The following is an 18,610-nucleotide window of genomic DNA, read 5'->3' on the forward strand; positions in this document are numbered from 1 at the left end:
GATATGGAAGTCGCTTAGCTTTTATCCGCCATAGCTCAGTTGGTAGTAGCGCATGACTGTTAATCATGATGTCGTAGGTTCGAGTCCTACTGGCGGAGTTGTTAAGAAAAGGAGGTATATACCTCCTTTTTATTTTAGCTCTTTGTCAACTGTAGTGGGTTGAAGAAAAACTAAGCTCGAGAAAGGACACATTTCGTCCTTTCTTTTTTGATATTCAGAGCGATGAGAATTCGCTTCTTGAAGTTGTCAAAGTTCCGAAAACCAAAGGCATTTCGTTTGATAAGTTTGATGAGATTATTGGTCGCTTCCAATTTGGCGTTAGAATATGGTAACTGAAGGGCGTTGACGATTTTGTCTTTTTCCTTGAGAAAAGTTTTAAAGACAGTCTGAAAAATAGGATGAACTTTCTTTAGATTGTCTTCAATGAGTCCGAAAAATTTCTCCGGTTCCTTATTCTGAAAGTGGAAAAGTAAGAGTTGATAGAGATTATAGTGGTGCTTCAAGTCTTCGGAATAGCTCAAAAGCTTGTCTAGGATTTCTTTATTGGTTAAGTGCATACGAAAAGTAGGGCGATAAAAACGCTTATCACTAAGTTTATGACTATCCTGTTGAATGAGCTTCCAGTAGAGCTTGATAGCCTTGTATTCATGGGATTTTCGCTCAAACTGATTCATGATTTGGACACGCACACGACTCATAGCACGGCTTAAGTGTTGAACGATGTGAAAGCGATCAAGTACAATTTTGGCATACGGAAAAAGATGTTTAGCCAAGTCATAGTAAGGGCTAAACATATCCATAGTAATGATTTTCACCTGACAACGAACAGCGCGATTGTAGCGCAGAAAATGATTTCTTATTATAGCTTGTGTTCTACCTTCAAGAACAGTGATGATATTGAGATTGTCAAAATCTTGCGCAATGAAACTCATCTTTCCCTTAGTGAAGGCATATTCGTCCCAGGACATAATCTGTGGAAGACGAGAAAAATCATGCTTAAACCGGAAGTCATTGAGCTTTCGAATGACAGTTGAAGTTGAAATGGCCAGCTGATGAGCAATGTCGGTTATAGAAGTCTTTTCAATCAACTTTTGAGCAATCTTTTGATTGATGATACGAGGAATTTGGTGATTTTTCTTGACGATAGAAGTTTCAGCGACCATCATTTTTGAACAGTGATAGCACTTGAATCGACGCTTTTTCAGGAGGATTCTAGTAGGCATACCAGTCGTTTCGAGGTAAGGAATCTTAGACGGTTTTTGAAAGTCATATTTCTTCATTTGGCTTCCACAATCAGGACAAGATGGGGCATTATAATCCAGTTTAGCGATGATTTCCTTGTTTGTATCCCTATTGATGATGTCTAGAATTTTGATGTTTGAGTCTTTGATATCGAGTAATTTTGTGATAAAATGTAGTTGTTCCATATGATTTTTTCTAATGAGTTGTTTTGTCGCTTTTCATTATAGGTTATATGGAGCTTTTTTTCTACAATATCTATAGGGGATTTACCCACTACAAATATTATAGATCCAAAAAATTGAACAACTCCTAAGAGATTCATCATACGCCAAATATCACAAACGTCTACAGATTATTTATTTTCGCTCAAAAGATAAGAGTTATAAGGAAATCATGGATCTGCTAGATTGCGATAAAACAACTGTTTGGAAGAATTTGAAAAAATATAAGGAGTTTGGTTTAGAAGCTCTTCTTCAAGAGACCCGTGGTGGACGTCATCGAGAATATATGACTTACGACTTACGAAGAAGAACAAGTATTTCTAAAACGTCATATAGAAGCTGCTCAGGCTGAGGAATTTATAACTGTCAATTAGTTATTTGAAGCCTATCAAAAAGAGATTGATCGCACTTCCACACGTGATGGTTTCTATTATCTCCTGAAACGCCATGGTTGGCGAGCGGTCACTCCTTGACCTGAACATCTCAAGAAGGCAGACGCTCAAACAATTGAGACGTCTAAAAATAAAATCTACATTCGAGACCTTAAGTAAGTGATTTAAAGAGGAGGGGACTTATAAGAAAGTACGCTTGATGTACCAAGATGAAGCTGGTTTCGGAAGAATCAGTAAGATGAGTTCTTTTGGGGCTTCTAAAGGAATCCGACCTAGCAATACTAGTCATTATATGTGAGAATATCGCTATTGTTATGGGGCAGTAGATGCTCAGACAGGAGATTCCTTCTTACTTATTGCTGGAGGATGCAATACTGAGTGGACCAATGAATTTCTACGGCAAGTCTCACAAGCTTATCCAAATGACTATATTTTACTTGTAATGGATAATGCTATATGGCATAAATCAAGTACCTTAGAGATTCCAAGTAATATTGAGTTGGCTTTTATCCCGCCTTATATACCAGAAATGAACCCTATTGAACAAGTCTGGAAAGAAATTCGAAAACGAGGTTTTAAAAATAAGTCTTTCCAAAGTTATTGATAAGCTTCAAGAAGTTATTCAAGGACTGGAAAAAAGTGTTTTAAAGTCCACTGTCAGCAGACAATGGACAAGGTTGCTTTTTAAAAATATTTGAGTGTAAAGCAGTTAATAAGGTCTTTATAATAGTCTAATTTAGGTAGTAAATTTCTTCCTATCCTGTCAACTTTTCTTATTTGTTATCTTGTTGAGATTTGTATTTTGACAATTCAGGAATTGATAGTGAATGTGTAAAATTTTTTGTTAGAATAAGTTCATAAAAAAGAAAAGGAGTATATATTTATGTTACAAAAAATTTATGAGCAGATGGCGGATTTTTATAGAAATATTGAAGAAGAGTATGGTACTGTATTTGGTGATAATTTTGATTGGGAACATTTTCATTTTAAATTTTTAATTTATTATTTAGTGAGATATGGTATTGGGTGTCGTAGGGATTTTATCGTTTACCATTATCGTGTTGCTTATCGTTTGTATCTTGAAAAGATGATAATGAATCGGGGATTTATTTCGTGTTGAGATGTTTTGAGTAAATTTCCGAACTAATTTACTCTTTTATGGAAAGATAACAGTAAATAGCTAGTAATTTTTTAAAATCTTTTTTTAATAGTTGGAAATAGCAAATCTTTCTATTGTTTCTTCTTGATAAAAAGGCGATTTTTTCTTATAATAAATTGTAAGATATAATTGCAGGTGAGAGTCCTGCCATGTATGTGAGAAAGGAAGAGCCTGAGGGCTCATACAAGATTATGACTTCAGTTGTTGTTGTAGGTACCCAATGGGGTGATGAAGGTAAAGGGAAGATTACAGACTTCCTTTCAGCGAATGCAGAAGTGATTGCACGTTACCAAGGTGGTGATAATGCAGGTCACACGATTGTGATTGATGGTAAAAAATTTAAGTTGCACTTGATTCCATCTGGGATTTTCTTCCCTGAAAAAATCTCTGTTATTGGAAATGGTATGGTTGTAAATCCTAAATCTCTTGTGAAAGAGTTGAGTTATCTTCATGAGGAAGGTGTAACAACTGATAATTTGCGTATTTCTGATCGTGCGCATGTTATTTTGCCTTATCATATCGAGTTGGATCGCTTGCAAGAAGAAGCTAAGGGCGACAATAAAATTGGTACTACAATTAAGGGAATTGGTCCAGCTTATATGGACAAGGCTGCTCGTGTTGGGATTCGTATTGCAGATCTTTTGGATAAAGATATTTTCCGTGAGCGTTTAGAACGTAACCTTGCTGAAAAGAATCGTCTTTTTGAAAAATTGTATGACAGCAAAGCGATTGATTTTGATGATATTTTTGAAGAATATTACGAATATGGTCAACAAATCAAGAAATATGTGACAGACACATCTGTTATCTTGAATGATGCGCTTGATAATGGTAAACGTGTGCTTTTTGAAGGTGCACAAGGTGTTATGCTAGATATCGACCAAGGTACGTATCCATTTGTTACGTCATCAAACCCTGTGGCTGGTGGTGTGACAATTGGTTCTGGTGTTGGTCCAAGTAAGATTGATAAGGTTGTAGGTGTATGTAAAGCCTATACCAGTCGTGTAGGAGACGGTCCTTTCCCAACTGAGTTGTTTGATGAAGTGGGAGAACGTATCCGTGAAGTAGGTCATGAATATGGTACAACAACTGGTCGTCCACGTCGTGTGGGTTGGTTTGACTCAGTTGTGATGCGTCATAGCCGTCGTGTTTCTGGTATTACTAACCTTTCATTGAACTCTATCGATGTTTTGAGTGGTTTAGATACAGTGAAGATCTGTGTGGCCTATGATCTTGATGGTCAACGTATTGACTACTATCCGGCTAGTCTTGAGCAATTGAAACGTTGCAAGCCTATCTATGAAGAGTTGCCAGGTTGGTCAGAAGATATTACCGGAGTTCGTAATTTGGAAGATCTTCCTGAGAATGCGCGTAACTATGTTCGTCGTGTGAGTGAATTGGTTGGCGTTCGTATTTCTACTTTCTCAGTAGGTCCTGGTCGTGAACAAACAAATATTTTAGAAAGTGTTTGGTCCTAAGAGATTTTTAAGATTTGTTTAAGATAGGTCGGGTATACTATAGACAGTTACAAGAAGACCTCCTAACTTGTTGTAACAAATATCCTAAACTTTTCTTTTTCATAATAATCTCCCTATAAAGTCACCGCATTCGGTGGCTTTTTTTGTTTTGGGATTCATGATATAATAATAAAATCGATAAGTAGGAAAAGAGAAAAGAGATGTATTATACACTTGAAGAAAAAGAAGTCTTCATGAGAGAGGCCTTGAGAGAGGCTGAGATTGCTCTTGAACACGATGAAATTCCAATTGGTTGTGTGATTGTGAAAGATGGCGAAATCATTGGTCGCGGGCATAATGCACGTGAGGAATTGCAACGAGCGGTTATGCATGCGGAGATTATGGCCATAGAGAATGCGAACCTGAGTGAGGAGAGCTGGCGCTTGCTGGATTGTACTCTTTTTGTGACCATTGAGCCTTGTGTCATGTGTAGTGGAGCGATTGGACTTGCCCGTATTCCAAACGTGGTCTATGGGGCTAAAAACCAGAAATTTGGTGCTGCTGGGAGTTTGTACGATATCTTGACAGATGAGCGTCTCAATCATCGTGTGGAGGTTGAAACGGGAATTTTGGAAGATGAATGCGCAGCTATTATGCAGGACTTTTTTAGAAATAGACGGAAAAAATAATTTTGCTTTTAAAATGAATAGGAATGTGATATAATAAATAGTGGAGCAACAGTTCTGCGTGAAGCGGGTCAGGGGAGGAATCCAGCAGCCCTAAGCGATTTGAATTGTGTGCTCTTTTTTTCGTGCTTTTTCCGAATAAATAAGATAGAATAATCTAGAATAAATGATAATAGAAAAGAGAAGATGATGAAAATTCGTGGTTTTGAATTGGTTTCTAGTTTTACAGATGAAAATTTATTGCCCAAGCGTGAGACAGCGCATGCGGCTGGTTACGACTTAAAGGTTGCTGTGCGTACAGTTATTGCGCCAGGAGAGATTGTATTGGTTCCGACAGGGGTTAAGGCTTATATGCAACCAACTGAGGTTCTCTATCTCTATGATCGCTCTTCAAACCCTCGTAAGAAGGGCTTGGTCTTGATTAATTCAGTTGGGGTCATTGATGGGGATTATTATGGAAATCCTGGGAATGAAGGGCATATTTTTGCTCAGATGAAGAATATTACAGACCAAGAGGTTGTTCTTGAAGTTGGGGAACGTGTGGTCCAGGCTGTCTTTGCTCCTTTCTTAATTGCAGATGGAGATGCGGCTGATGGCGTTCGAACTGGTGGATTTGGATCGACAGGGCACTAAGATGAAGATTATCTTTGTACGTCACGGGGAGCCAGATTACCGTGAGTTAGAGGAGCGTTCTTATACGGGATTTGGGATAGATTTGGCATCTTTGTCTGAGAAGGGACGACAGCAAGCCCAGGAACTGAGCAAAAATCCTTTCCTCTCTTCAGCAGAAATAATCGTATCTTCTGCAGTCACAAGAGCTTTAGAAACGGCTTCTTATGTGGCTTGTGCTACGGGACTTCCTTTGAGAGTGGAGCCTTTATTACATGAATGGCAGGTTTATGAAAGTGGCACAGATAAATTTGAAAAAGCTCGTACTATGTTTCTAGAAAATAAGGGGAAGTTACTTCCTAATAGTCCTATTCGATATGAGACAGCTGCGGAGATGAAGTCTCGGTTTCTAGAATGTATGTCTAAGTATCGAGAACACCAGACTGTGGTAGTTGTTGCTCATCGCATGCTCATGCGCCAGTTTGTACCAAATGAGAAGATTGATTTTTGCCAAGTGATTGAGTGTGAGTTAGAGATATAGAAAGAGGTTTATCATCGCAAAGAAAAAAGCGACATTTGTATGTCAAAATTGTGGGTATAATTCCCCTAAATATCTGGGACGTTGCCCCAACTGTGGATCTTGGTCTTCTTTTGTAGAAGAGGTTGAGGTTGCTGAGGTCAAGAATGCGCGTGTGTCCTTGACAGGTGAGAAAACCAAGCCCATGAAACTGGCTGAGGTGACTTCCATCAATGTCAATCGAACCAAGACGGAGATGGAGGAATTCAACCGTGTACTTGGGGGAGGAGTGGTACCAGGAAGTCTCGTCCTCATCGGTGGGGATCCTGGGATTGGAAAATCAACCCTTCTCCTACAAGTCTCAACCCAGTTGTCCCAAGTGGGTACGGTTCTCTACGTCAGCGGGGAGGAGTCTGCCCAGCAGATTAAACTACGTGCAGAGCGTTTGGGTGATATTGATAGCGAGTTTTATCTCTATGCAGAGACCAATATGCAGAGCGTTCGAGCTGAGGTGGAGCGCATCCAACCAGATTTTCTCATCATCGACTCCATTCAGACTATTATGTCTCCTGAGATTTCAGGGGTGCAGGGGTCTGTTTCTCAGGTGCGTGAGGTGACAGCTGAACTTATGCAGCTGGCCAAAACCAATAACATTGCCATCTTTATCGTAGGGCATGTGACCAAGGAAGGAACCTTGGCCGGTCCTCGTATGTTGGAGCATATGGTAGATACGGTACTTTACTTTGAAGGGGAACGCCACCATACCTTCCGTATTTTAAGAGCGGTCAAAAACCGTTTTGGCTCTACTAATGAAATTGGGATTTTTGAGATGCAGTCGGGTGGTCTGGTTGAGGTACTCAATCCGAGCCAAGTTTTCCTAGAAGAGCGTTTGGATGGAGCGACTGGTTCATCAATCGTTGTGACCATGGAAGGGACGCGTCCAATTTTAGCAGAGGTTCAGGCTTTGGTGACACCGACCATGTTTGGAAATGCCAAGCGTACGACGACAGGACTTGATTTTAATCGTGCTAGCTTGATTATGGCTGTTTTGGAGAAACGGGCAGGATTGCTTCTCCAAAATCAGGATGCTTATCTCAAATCTGCTGGTGGTGTAAAATTGGATGAACCTGCGATAGACTTGGCCGTTGCAGTTGCTATTGCTTCGAGTTACAAGGACAAGCCAACCAATCCTCAGGAATGTTTTGTAGGAGAATTGGGCTTGACGGGAGAGATTCGCCGTGTCAATCGTATCGAGCAACGCATCAATGAAGCTGCTAAACTGGGCTTTACTAAGATTTATGTACCTAAGAATTCCTTGACAGGAATCACTCCACCCAAGGAAATTCAGGTCATTGGTGTGACAACGATTCAGGAAGTTTTGAAAAAGGTTTTTGCTTAATCTGTGACAAATCCTCTTAAAAATGATAAGATAGGAGAAATATTTGACTATCAAATTTTCGAGGAGGGAATCATGTCGTATTTTGAACAGTTTATGCAAGCCAATCAGGCTTATGTTGCCCTACATGGGCAGTTAAATCTGCCACTTAAACCCAAAACAAGAGTTGCCATTGTGACCTGTATGGACTCACGTTTGCACGTTGCGCAAGCTCTAGGTTTGGCACTTGGGGATGCTCATATCTTGCGGAATGCAGGTGGTCGAGTGACTGAGGACATGATTCGTTCGCTAGTTATTTCCCAGCAACAGATGGGGACAAGAGAGATTGTGGTGCTGCACCATACAGACTGTGGTGCTCAGACCTTTGAAAATGGTCCTTTTCAGGAGTATTTGAAAGAGGAACTGGGTGTCGACGTGTCAGACCAGGACTTCTTGCCCTTCCAAGATATAGAGGAGAGTGTGCGAGAGGATATGCAAGCCCTTATCGAATCTCCCTTAATACCAGATGATGTCATTATCTCTGGTGCTATTTATGATGTGGATACAGGAAGTATGACAGTCGTAGAATTATAAATACTTCATTTAGAAAGAAAGTGTATGAAGAAAAACAGTATTTTATTTATTTTTATCTTATTGCTATGTATTGGTTTACAGTATGAAACCATCTACTATACGGATGGTTCGATGTCAGCTGCGGAATATGGACTAATGGGAGTTTCTATCTTTCTAGCTCTCTTTTACATGATTCCGGCTCTTTATTTCCTTTTCTGTATTGGGAAAAAATGGGAATTGCCAAAGAAAGCCTTGATTTTGTCTTTATTGGGTGGGATGTTCCTTTCAGGCTGGTTGTCTAGCTTTGCTAATACCTATATCCATGATTTGCTGGGCGTTCTTTTCCCAGATAGTACATTTTTAAATGCCTTTGAAAGTGCTATTGTGGCTCCTTTGGTAGAAGAACCCTTGAAATTGTTGCCACTTGTTTTTGTTTTAGCTTTGATTCCTATACGAAAATTAAAATCTTTGTTTTTACTAGGCATTGCTTCTGGTTTGGGATTCCAAATGATTGAGGATATTGGTTATATCCGTACAGATTTGCCAGAGGGATTTGACTTTACTATTTCGAGAATTTTAGAGCGTATCATCTCAGGAATTGCCTCTCACTGGACTTTTTCAGGTCTGGCTGTAGTAGGTGTTTACTTACTTTACAGAGCTTATAAAGGACAGAAGGTTGGCAAAAAACAGGGGCTTATTTTCCTGGCTTTAGCCTTGGGAACTCACTTCTTATTTAACTCTCCTTTTGTAGAATTAGAGACAGAGTTGCCTTTAGCAATTCCATTGGTTACGGCTATTGCTCTCTATGGTTTTTATCAGGCTTATCGCTTTGTTGAGAAGAACGATGAGATAATGAACTAGAATATTTTTCAAAAGAATGATGCAAGGGTACAAATATGGTGCCCTTCTTTTATTTTTGATTGAAAAATAGTGTAAAAAGCGCTACAATGGTAGATGGAAAAATCTTGTGAAAAGCACAAGCGATACATATATACCGGAGGAAATCATGTCTTTTTCTGATTTAAAGCTGTTTGCCCTTTCTTCTAATAAAGAATTGGCAGAACGTGTGGCGCAGGAGATTGGGATAGAGTTGGGGAAATCAAGTGTTCGCCAATTTTCAGATGGAGAGATTCAGGTCAACATCGAAGAATCAATCCGTGGGAAACACGTCTTTATCCTACAATCAACTAGCTCGCCTGTAAATGACAATCTGCTTGAAATTTTGATTATGGTAGATGCTTTGAAGCGTGCGAGTGCAGAATCTGTCAATGTTGTCATGCCTTACTATGGGTATGCACGTCAGGATAGAAAGGCGAGAGCGCGTGAGCCAATCACTTCAAAACTTGTCGCAAATATGCTTGAAGTAGCTGGAGTGGATCGTTTGTTGACCATCGACTTGCATGCTGCGCAGATTCAAGGATTCTTTGATATTCCTGTGGATCATTTGATGGGAGCTCCTCTGATTGCGGATTATTTTGAGCGTCGTGGCATGGTTGGTTCTGACTATGTGGTTGTCAGTCCAGACCATGGAGGGGTGACTCGTGCCCGTAAGTTGGCAGAATTTTTGAAAACATCTATCGCTATCATTGACAAACGTCGTAGCGTTGATAAGATGAATACCAGTGAAGTCATGAACATCATCGGTAAGGTCGAAGGCAAGACTTGTATCTTGATTGATGATATGATTGATACTGCTGGAACGATTTGTCATGCGGCAGATGCCCTTGCGGAAGCTGGTGCTGTTGAAGTCTATGCAAGCTGTACTCACCCAGTTCTTTCTGGTCCTGCTATGGACAATATCCAAAAATCAGCTATTAAGAAATTGGTTGTTTTGGATACCATCTATCTGCCAGAAGAGCGTTTGATTGATAAGATTGAGCAGATTTCAATCGCTCATCTCTTGGGGGATGCTATCGTCCGTATCCATGAAAAACGCCCACTTTCTCCACTTTTTGGTATTGAGAAAAAGATTTAATAATCAAGCCTGAGATAATTCTCAGGTTTTTTTCGTCTCTTTTCCGAATAAATAGATAGTAACAGTGAATCTAGGAAACCTAGATTTAAAACTGTGGTATAATAAAAGGAGGAAAAGGATGATTCTAAGACATCCGGGCATCAGCCCAACCAATGATTTGGTTGCTAAGAAAATTTTCAGCAATCCAGAAATCACTTGTCAATTTATTCGCGATATGCTGGACTTGCCAGCCAAAAATGTGACCATTTTGGAGGGAAGTAATATTCATGTCTTACCTTCCATGCCCTATTCAGCGCAAGATTTCTATACAAGTATTGATGTCTTGGCGGAGTTGGACAATGGCACTCAAGTAATTATTGAGATTCAGGTTCATCATCAGAATTTTTTCATCAATCGCCTGTGGGCTTACCTGTGCAGTCAGGTCAATCAAAATCTAGAAAAAATTCGCCAGCAAGAAGGCAATACTCATCAAAGTTACAAACACATCGCACCAGTATACGCAATCGCAATTGTGGACAGCAACTACTTCTCAGATGATTTGGCTTTTCATAGCTTTAGTATGCGAGAAGACACGACAGGTGAGGTCTTAACCATCACCAATAACGGTCAAGAAAACCATCTGGTTAAGATGGCATTCTTGGAATTAAAAAAATACAGAGAAACCAGCAAAGATAGCATTCGCAAACCATGGTTGGAGTTTTTCGGGAATAAACCCTTTACCCAGCAACCTGAGCGAGCCATCAGTCAGGCAGACCAACTGCTGGACTATAAGAGCTGGTCTGAGGAGGACAGGAAAATGTTTAGTCAACTACGTATGCGCGAAGAACAAGCCTTGTTAGCACAGGACTATGCCTTGGAAACTGCTAGGGCCGAAGGTATTGAAAAAGGCTTAGAACGTGGTCGTGCAGAAGGTATTGAACAAGGTTTAGAGCGTGGGAAAGCTGAAGGAAGTTTCGCTATGTTAGCAAATCTAGTCCGTCAAGGTATTCTGACACCTGAGGTTGCGAGTCAACAATTGGGTATGACGGTTGCTGAGTTTGAAGCTTTATTATGAGTTCAATCTTTATCTTTATATAGTAGAAAGTTTATGAAATGGCAAGTTTTAGTTGAATACTTGCCGTTTTTACTTGACTTTTATGAGGGTTTATAAGATAATACCAAGGAAGTGAGTTCTATCCAACTGTCTATGTGGATTAGATATGAATGATTTTACTCAAGGATGATCAGTTTGTGAGATTTTCACTCAAAAATACAATATTTGACGGGTATTTTTCTCACAAAGATGTTTTTTCACCTTTTTTTGAAAAAATAGGTAAAAACTTTAAAAACTAGAAGAAAACCCTTGACAAATCCTGCAAATATTTATATACTGTATGGTAGTAAGATAGTCTTACGAAAAATATATAATGAAAAACAAAGGAGATAAAACGATGAAAAAAGTTTTATTGACAAGCGCAGTCGCTCTTGCAGCATTTGGTGCTGTTCAAGCTGTTTCAGCTAATGATCTTAGCACTTCTGCTGGTGCTACTAATGGTGGTACAGTATATGGTAAAGTAGATCCTAGAACTGGTAAAATTGTAGGTAACGCATATAGTGCAAATGAACACCCTTCATTCCACCATGCAGTGCCAGATGCTGACCAATACAAACCAGCTGAACCAGCTACAAATCCATATGATGTTGTTAAGGATAAAGATGGAAAAGTTATTAAAGCAGTAAAATTTGGTAACGGTTCACATGTACGTTTCCATGTTCGTGATATCAAAGGTAATGCAGTAGCAGGTGTTAAAGTTGATGTTATGATTTGGGCAAACAAAGCTGACTACTTGAACTACGCTAAAGCAAACGTTGTTTCTGCTGAGTCTGATGCGGCAGGTGATGTTGAACTTGCAGTAGCAAATGGCGGATTGGTTCAATACCGTGTTGCTTATGTACCAAAAGGGTATGTTGTAAAAGGTATTGAGTCAAATAGTGGACTTTACACAGTAAATAAAACTTCAAACGGTGCGGAAATCGGTAGCGTCGCAGAAGGAACATTTGTGTATAGTGGTTCTGCTGATTTAGACCAAGATGGAAAAGCTGATATGTTCACAAACGCAAACGTTGATTTGGTTCTTGAAAAAACTGACTCATACAACGTTATGAAAGACCAATGGGTACAAGAAGAAGCTGGATGGAAATACTACGCTTCTAACAAAGCTGTTACAGGTTGGAAACAAGTTGACGGTAAATGGTACTTCTTTAACGCTGAAGGCGTAATGCAAAAATGGTGGGTTAAAGATGGAAACACTTGGTACTACCTAAACGGATCAGGCGCTATGCAAACTGGTTGGTTGCAAGACGGTGGTAAATGGTACTACCTTGAAAACTCAGGTGCTATGAAAGCTAGTCAATGGTTTGAAGTTTCTGGTAAATGGTACTATGTTGACGGTTCAGGTGCCCTTGCAGTTAACACTACTGTAGGTGGATACACTGTTAACGGAAACGGTGAATGGGTTAAATAATCTAATTCAATAAAAAGTAGGAGAAATCTCCTACTTTTTATTTTTACCATAAAAATCCAGTTTTTCTTAGAATTTTTTTAAAAAATAAGATACAATAAAAATAGGCATAATACCTAAATTTAAAAAAATGGAGAATGTTCACATGAAAAATAAAAAAGCTTTAGCACTAGCTCTAGCTAGTGTAACAATGACGGGTGCTGCTGCTTTAACTACTTACTCAGCAATTACTGCTCCTTCTGTACATGCAGAAGAACTTGTTCGTAAAACAGAATGGATAACTGTTGCTAATGATAGTGCCCGTACTCGTACAACTGTCTATTTTGAAGCAGGAGATCAAAAAATTGACAAGCATAAGTACATAGATAAATATGAATATCAAAGTACTTATGTAGAAGGTGGAGTACGTTACTATGTATTTGTATTAAAGGGAACAAAGCTTGCTGAATTGGAAAATGATCCTAATACAGCGTCAGCGGATTTGAATAAACAAGGTTATAAATCTACTGATAAAGGAAATAGCTGGCGTGAAGTATCGGGTAATCGCTATTTCTACTCAAAAGGAAATCCAGTCAAAGGTTGGGCAATCATTGATAACAAAACATACTACTTCAATAGCGAAGGAGTTATGGCTCGTGGTATCATTGAAAATGAGTCTGAACGCTACTATCTAGATAATCAAGGTGTGAAGAGAACTGGTTTTATCAAAGTAGGTGAAAAGACTTATTACTTTGATGGAAATGGTGTCCGTAAGACAGAAGTTGTAACAGATAATGATAAAACTTACTTTGTAAAAGATGGTGTTGTTACAAACGGAGTTCATAAAGTTGGTACAAAATGGTACTTCTTTACTGCAGATGGTAAAGCGCAATCTGGTATTGTAAAAGATAGTGATGGTAAATGGTATTACATCACTGCAGAAGGTGAGCGTAAGACAGGTCTCATCAAAGGCGCTGGCGACAAGTATTACTATGTCACTGAAGAAGGTGAACGTAAGTTCGGTGAAATCACTGTTGATGGAAAAACATACTTCTTGACAGATGATTCTAATACAAAAGCTGGTTGGAACAAAGTTGATAATCACTGGATTTATGTAAACAAAGAAGGTAAACGTCAAGTTGGATGGCTTAAAGATGGCGGTAAATGGTACTACTTTAATGCTGAAGGTGTGATGCAAAAATGGTGGATCAAAGATGGTAATAAATGGTATTATCTAAATGGTTCAGGTGAAATGCAAACCGGCTGGTTACAAGATGGCGGTACTTGGTATTACCTAAATAGCTCAGGTGCTATGGAAACTGGCTGGGCTAAAGTGGGTGGTACTTGGTACTACCTTAAAGGCTCAGGTGCTATGGTGACAGGTTGGTTCCAAGTTAGCGGTAAATGGTATTACTCATATCCATCAGGTGCTTTGGCTGTGAATACAACCATCGATGGTTACACAGTAAACGCTAATGGTGAGTGGGTGTAGTTTGAATTAGTTTATGTCACTAGGAGATTTTTAGCTTAGTTTTTTATAGCAGATACTTACTAAGATAATACTGCAGTTAAATAATTAGTATCTCTAGGCGCTCTTCCATTTGTGAAATGTAAAATCCAATTAGTTAAGAGATATGAAAGAGAAGGATTTTTTGCCTTCTCTTTTGAGTTTGGGATGAATTTGAATTGTCTCGGGTAAATGAAAGAAGTGAACAGGATAATATTTCAGTCCTGTTCACTTTTATGTTATTAGTGATTATATTGTTTTACAAGAACTCTTCAAACTCATAGACAGTCATGCCTAGCTGCTGACTCGCAACCTCCGAAGTCAGAAGACCTTGGCGAACCATATCTAGGAAGGCAAAAATTTTCCCTTCTTTCCTTCCTTCAACTTTTCCACGTTCTAAGCCTTGTTCAATCCCTTTTGCGCGACCACGTTCTAAACCTTGTTCAATCCCTTCTGCACGACCACGCTCTAAACCTTTCTCCTCAGCTTGTTCCAAGGCATAGTCATGAGCCAATAATGCTTGTTCTTCACGCATCCGTAGTTGACTAAACATCTTTCTGTCCTCCTCAGACCAGCTCTTATAGTCCAGCAGTTGGTCTGCCTGGCTTATGGCTTATTCCCAAAAAACTCCAACCACGGCTTGCGAACGCTATCCTTGCTGGTTTCTCTGTATTTTCTTAATTCTAAGAATGCCATCTTGACTAGATGGTTTTCTTGACCGTTAGTGCTGGTTTTACAACAACGCCTCAAACTCAGCGACGCTCATGCCCAATTGCTCACTTGCAACCTCAACGGTTAAAAGATGTTGGCGAACCATATCTAAAAAAGCAAGCAGTTTTCCACGTTCAATACCTTTTTCTTCGGCTTGTTCCAAGGCATAATCCTGAGCCAATAATGCCTGTTCCTCACGCCTGCGTTGTTCACTAAACATCTTCCTGTCCTCCTCAGACCAGCTCTTGTAGTCCAGCAGTTGGTCTGCTTGGCTGATGGCTCGCTCGGGGCGCTGGGTAAAGGGTTTGTTCCCGAAAAACTCCAACCATGGCTTGCGAACGCTATCCTTGCTGGTTTCTCTGTATTTTTTTAATTCCAAGAACGCCATCTTAACCAAATGGTTTTCTTGTCCATTATTGGTTATGGTTAAAATCTCACCTGTCGTATCCTCTCGCATACTAAAACTGTGAAAGGCTAAGTCATCTGAGAAGTAGTTGCTATCCACGATAGCTATAGCATAAACGGGTGCAATGTGTTTGTAACTCTGGTGTGTATCACCTTCACGTTGGCGAATTTTTTCTAAGTTTTGATTGACCTGACTACATAGATAAGCCCATAGGCGATTGATGAAAAAATTCTGATGATGTACCTGAATCTCAATGATTACTTGTGTCCCATTATCCAACTCCGCCAAGACATCTATACTGGTATAGAAATCCTGAGCCGAGTATGGCATGGAAGGCAAGACATGAATATTGCTTCCCTCCAAAATAGTTACATTTTTGGTTGGTAAGTCCAACATATCGCGGATAAATTGACAAGTGATTTCTGGGTTGCTAAAGATTTTCTTAGCAACCAAATCATTGGTTGGGCTGATGCCCGGATGACGTAATGCCATACTTTCTCTCCTTTCATTATAGCACATTTTTAAATATAGGTTTACTAGATTTGATGCTTCTATCTATTTATTCGGAAAAAGTATGAAAAATACTTGGTCTGGCTCTTCCCAATGGTATTTTTTGGTGCTTTCCTTTATAATGGGTGTATGGATAAGAAAAAATTATTATTGATTGATGGGTCTTCTGTTGCTTTTCGGGCGTTTTTTGCGCTGTATCAGCAGTTGGACCGTTTTAAGAATGCAGCTGGCTTGCATACCAATGCGATTTACGGTTTCCAGTTGATGTTGAGCCATTTGTTGGAACGGGTTGAGCCGAGTCATGTTTTGGTGGCTTTTGATGCGGGAAAGACGACCTTCCGTACAGAGATGTATGCGGACTATAAGGGTGGTCGAGCTAAGACTCCTGATGAGTTTCGTGAGCAATTTCCTTTTATTCGTGAATTGCTGGATCATATGGGGATTCGTCATTATGAGTTGGCTCAGTATGAGGCGGACGACATCATTGGGACGCTGGATAAGCTAGCAGAACAGGATGGTTTTGATATTACCATTGTCAGTGGGGACAAGGATTTGATTCAGCTGACGGATGAGCATACGGTGGTTGAAATTTCCAAGAAAGGTGTGGCTGAGTTTGAGGCCTTTACGCCAGAATATCTTATGGAAAAGATGGGCATTACACCGACGCAGTTTATCGATCTCAAGGCGCTCATGGGTGATAAGTCGGATAATATCCCTGGAGTAACCAAAATCGGTGAAAAGACGGGTATTAAGCTCTTGCTGGAGCATGGTTCGCTCGAGGGGATTTATGAAAATATTGATGGAATGAAGGCTTCTAAGATGAAGGAAAATCTCATCAATGATAAGGAACAGGCCTTTTTGTCTAAAACACTAGCGACTATTGATACTAAGGCACCGGTTGAGATTGGTTTGGAGGATTTGGTCTATAGTGGTCCAGATGTGGAAAATCTCGGGAAATTCTACGATGAGATGGGCTTCAAACAGCTCAAGCAGGCTTTAAATGTATCGTCAGCTGATGTAGCTGAGAGCTTGGACTTTACTATCGTTGATCAAGTCAGTCAAGATATGCTGAGTGAGGAGTCTATCTTCCACTTTGAGCTTTTTGGTGAGAATTACCATATGGATGATTTGGTTGGTTTTGCCTGGTCTTGTGGGGATAAGCTCTATGCTACAGACAAGCTTGAGCTTTTGCAAGAGCCGATTTTCAAGGACTTTTTAGAAAAAACACCTCTGAGAGTTTATGATTTTAAAAAAGCTAAAGTGCTCTTGCATCGTTTTGGTGTGGATTTGCAGTCGCCTGCTTTTGATAGCCGTTTGGCTAAATACCTTCTTTCGACTGTGGAGGACAATGAAATTGCGACTATTGCTAGTCTTTATGGTCAGACTTACTTGGTTGATGATGAAACTTTCTACGGTAAGGGTGTTAAAAAGGCCCTTCCTGAACGTGAGAAATTCTTGGAACACTTGGCTTGTAAGCTTGCTGTTTTAGTCGAAACAGAGCCTATTTTGCTTGAAAAACTCAGTGAAAATGGGCAATTAGAGCTTCTTTATGATATAGAGCAACCTCTAGCCTTTGTCCTTGCCAAGATGGAAATTGCTGGGATTAGGGTCAAGAAAGAGACCTTGCTTGAGATGCAGGCTGAAAATGAGCTTGTCATTGAAAAACTCACTCAAGAGATTTACGAACTGGCTGGTGAGGAGTTTAATATCAACTCGCCTAAGCAGTTGGGCGTGCTTCTCTTTGAAAAATTGGAGCTACCTCTAGAATACACTAAGAAAACCAAGACAGGTTATTCGACAGCGGTGGATGTGTTGGAGCGTCTAGCTCCTATTGCACCGATTGTTAAGAAAATCCTGGATTACCGTCAAATTGCTAAGATTCAATCCACTTATGTGATTGGCTTGCAGGACTGGATTTTAGCTGATGGAAAGATTCATACTCGCTATGTGCAGGATTTAACCCAAACAGGTCGTCTGTCTAGTGTGGATCCAAACTTGCAAAATATTCCTGTGCGTTTGGAACAAGGGCGTCTCATTCGGAAAGCTTTTGTACCTGAGTGGGAGGATAGTGTCCTGCTTAGTTCGGACTATTCACAGATTGAATTGCGCGTTTTGGCACATATCTCTAAAGATGAACACTTGATCAAGGCCTTCCAAGAGGGGGCAGATATCCATACTTCGACAGCCATGCGGGTCTTTGGCATTGAGCGTCCTGAGGATGTGACTGCAAACGACCGTCGCAATGCCAAGGCGGTTAACTTTGGAGTGGTTTACGGGATTTCAGATTTTGGTTTGTCTAATAATTTGGGCATTAGCCGTAAGGAGGCCAAAGCCTACATTGATACCTACTTTGAACGCTTCCCAGGTATTAAAAACTACATGGATGAAGTGGTGCGTGAGGCGCGTGATAAGGGCTATGTGGAGACTCTCTTCAAGCGTCGTCGTGAGTTGCCAGATATCAATTCGCGAAACTTTAATATTCGTGGTTTTGCCGAGCGGACAGCTATCAACTCTCCTATCCAGGGTTCGGCAGCAGATATTCTCAAGATTGCCATGATTCAGCTGGATAAAGCCTTGGTTGCAGGTGGTTATCAGACTAAGATGCTTCTGCAGGTACACGATGAAATTGTCCTTGAAGTTCCTAAATCTGAATTGGCAGAGATGAAAAAATTGGTCAAACAAACCATGGAAGAAGCCATTCAACTCAGTGTTCCCCTCATCGCGGATGAGAATGAAGGGGCAACCTGGTACGAGGCTAAATAAAAAGGGAGCTAGTCTTCCTTTTTTGTA

General features: G+C 40.0%; 15 protein-coding genes, 1 tRNA gene, 1 other RNA gene and 2 pseudogenes. 16 read left to right on the forward strand and 3 right to left on the reverse strand.

Features of this window, described 5'->3' with window-relative positions:
• Positions 1-24 precede the first annotated feature (24 nt).
• A tRNA-Asn gene (locus tag HT731_RS01350) sits at positions 25-98 on the forward strand.
• A 72-nt stretch (positions 99-170) separates the two neighbouring features.
• On the opposite strand, the gene HT731_RS01355 is transcribed toward HT731_RS01350, so the two are convergent.
• Entirely contained in the window at positions 171-1,427 is a 1,257-nt protein-coding gene (locus HT731_RS01355) for an ISL3 family transposase (RefSeq protein WP_173277337.1), read from the reverse strand.
• Between the two features lie 103 nt (positions 1,428-1,530).
• Between HT731_RS01355 and HT731_RS01360 the strand changes: the two are divergent.
• The 14 genes and pseudogenes from HT731_RS01360 (at position 1,531) to HT731_RS01425 (ending at position 14,178) form a co-directional block, all read left to right on the forward strand.
• Positions 1,531-2,553, forward strand: a pseudogene (locus HT731_RS01360) (IS630 family transposase).
• A 185-nt stretch (positions 2,554-2,738) separates the two neighbouring features.
• Positions 2,739-2,975, forward strand: coding sequence for a sigma(X)-activator ComW (gene comW / locus HT731_RS01365; protein ID WP_000939542.1), 237 nt, complete (start codon positions 2,739-2,741; stop codon positions 2,973-2,975).
• Between the two features lie 230 nt (positions 2,976-3,205).
• Entirely contained in the window at positions 3,206-4,492 is a 1,287-nt protein-coding gene (locus tag HT731_RS01370) for an adenylosuccinate synthase (RefSeq protein WP_004237599.1), read from the forward strand.
• A 200-nt stretch (positions 4,493-4,692) separates the two neighbouring features.
• Positions 4,693-5,160, forward strand: coding sequence for a tRNA adenosine(34) deaminase TadA (gene tadA / locus HT731_RS01375; protein ID WP_033679445.1), 468 nt, complete (start codon positions 4,693-4,695; stop codon positions 5,158-5,160).
• Between the two features lie 32 nt (positions 5,161-5,192).
• An RNA gene (gene ffs / locus HT731_RS01380) (signal recognition particle sRNA small type) lies at positions 5,193-5,290 on the forward strand.
• 56 nt (positions 5,291-5,346) lie between these two features.
• Positions 5,347-5,790 carry a dUTP diphosphatase gene (locus HT731_RS01385; protein WP_000701987.1) on the forward strand — a complete coding sequence of 148 codons (444 nt, stop codon included), beginning with the start codon at positions 5,347-5,349 and terminating at the stop codon, positions 5,788-5,790.
• A complete protein-coding gene (locus tag HT731_RS01390; protein WP_173277339.1) occupies positions 5,750-6,307 on the forward strand; it encodes a histidine phosphatase family protein in 558 nt (185 codons plus the stop codon). Before HT731_RS01385 ends, HT731_RS01390 begins: the two co-directional genes overlap by 41 nt.
• 10 nt (positions 6,308-6,317) lie before the next feature.
• A complete protein-coding gene (gene radA, locus HT731_RS01395) occupies positions 6,318-7,682 on the forward strand; it encodes a DNA repair protein RadA (RefSeq protein ID WP_135783528.1) in 1,365 nt (454 codons plus the stop codon).
• Positions 7,683-7,754: 72 nt separating this feature from the next.
• The gene (locus HT731_RS01400) at positions 7,755-8,252 is read left to right on the forward strand and encodes a carbonic anhydrase (RefSeq protein ID WP_000119802.1); all 498 of its coding nucleotides are present in this window, start codon (positions 7,755-7,757) and stop codon (positions 8,250-8,252) included.
• Positions 8,253-8,276: 24 nt separating this feature from the next.
• Positions 8,277-9,092 (forward strand): PrsW family glutamic-type intramembrane protease, encoded by an 816-nt coding sequence (locus tag HT731_RS01405; RefSeq protein WP_173277341.1) that lies wholly within the window; start codon positions 8,277-8,279, stop codon positions 9,090-9,092.
• Positions 9,093-9,237: 145 nt separating this feature from the next.
• Positions 9,238-10,206 carry a ribose-phosphate diphosphokinase gene (locus tag HT731_RS01410; RefSeq protein WP_033680978.1) on the forward strand — a complete coding sequence of 323 codons (969 nt, stop codon included), beginning with the start codon at positions 9,238-9,240 and terminating at the stop codon, positions 10,204-10,206.
• Positions 10,207-10,324: 118 nt separating this feature from the next.
• A complete protein-coding gene (locus HT731_RS01415; RefSeq protein WP_173277343.1) occupies positions 10,325-11,260 on the forward strand; it encodes an Rpn family recombination-promoting nuclease/putative transposase in 936 nt (311 codons plus the stop codon).
• A 376-nt stretch (positions 11,261-11,636) separates the two neighbouring features.
• The gene (locus HT731_RS09485) at positions 11,637-12,710 is read left to right on the forward strand and encodes an N-acetylmuramoyl-L-alanine amidase family protein (protein ID WP_173277345.1); all 1,074 of its coding nucleotides are present in this window, start codon (positions 11,637-11,639) and stop codon (positions 12,708-12,710) included.
• Positions 12,711-12,852: 142 nt separating this feature from the next.
• On the forward strand, positions 12,853-14,178 hold the full coding sequence (locus HT731_RS01425; protein ID WP_173277347.1) for a nucleoside triphosphate hydrolase: 1,326 nt from the start codon (positions 12,853-12,855) through the stop codon (positions 14,176-14,178).
• Between the two features lie 274 nt (positions 14,179-14,452).
• On the opposite strand, the pseudogene HT731_RS09305 reads toward HT731_RS01425, so the two are convergent.
• Together HT731_RS09305 and HT731_RS01435 are read right to left on the reverse strand one after the other, a co-directional pair.
• Positions 14,453-14,916, reverse strand: a pseudogene (locus HT731_RS09305) (hypothetical protein); the annotation flags it as partial.
• Positions 14,917-14,926: 10 nt separating this feature from the next.
• Complete coding sequence (locus HT731_RS01435) at positions 14,927-15,802, reverse strand: Rpn family recombination-promoting nuclease/putative transposase (RefSeq protein ID WP_173277351.1); 876 nt, start codon at positions 15,800-15,802, stop codon at positions 14,927-14,929.
• Positions 15,803-15,949: 147 nt separating this feature from the next.
• Here HT731_RS01435 and polA point away from each other — a divergent pair, with 147 nt between their 5' ends.
• Positions 15,950-18,583 carry a DNA polymerase I gene (polA, locus tag HT731_RS01440; RefSeq protein ID WP_173277353.1) on the forward strand — a complete coding sequence of 878 codons (2,634 nt, stop codon included), beginning with the start codon at positions 15,950-15,952 and terminating at the stop codon, positions 18,581-18,583.
• The last annotated feature ends 27 nt before the right edge of the window (positions 18,584-18,610 follow it).

Source organism: Streptococcus sp. k-163 (assembly GCF_013277555.1).
Classification (GTDB): domain Bacteria; phylum Bacillota; class Bacilli; order Lactobacillales; family Streptococcaceae; genus Streptococcus.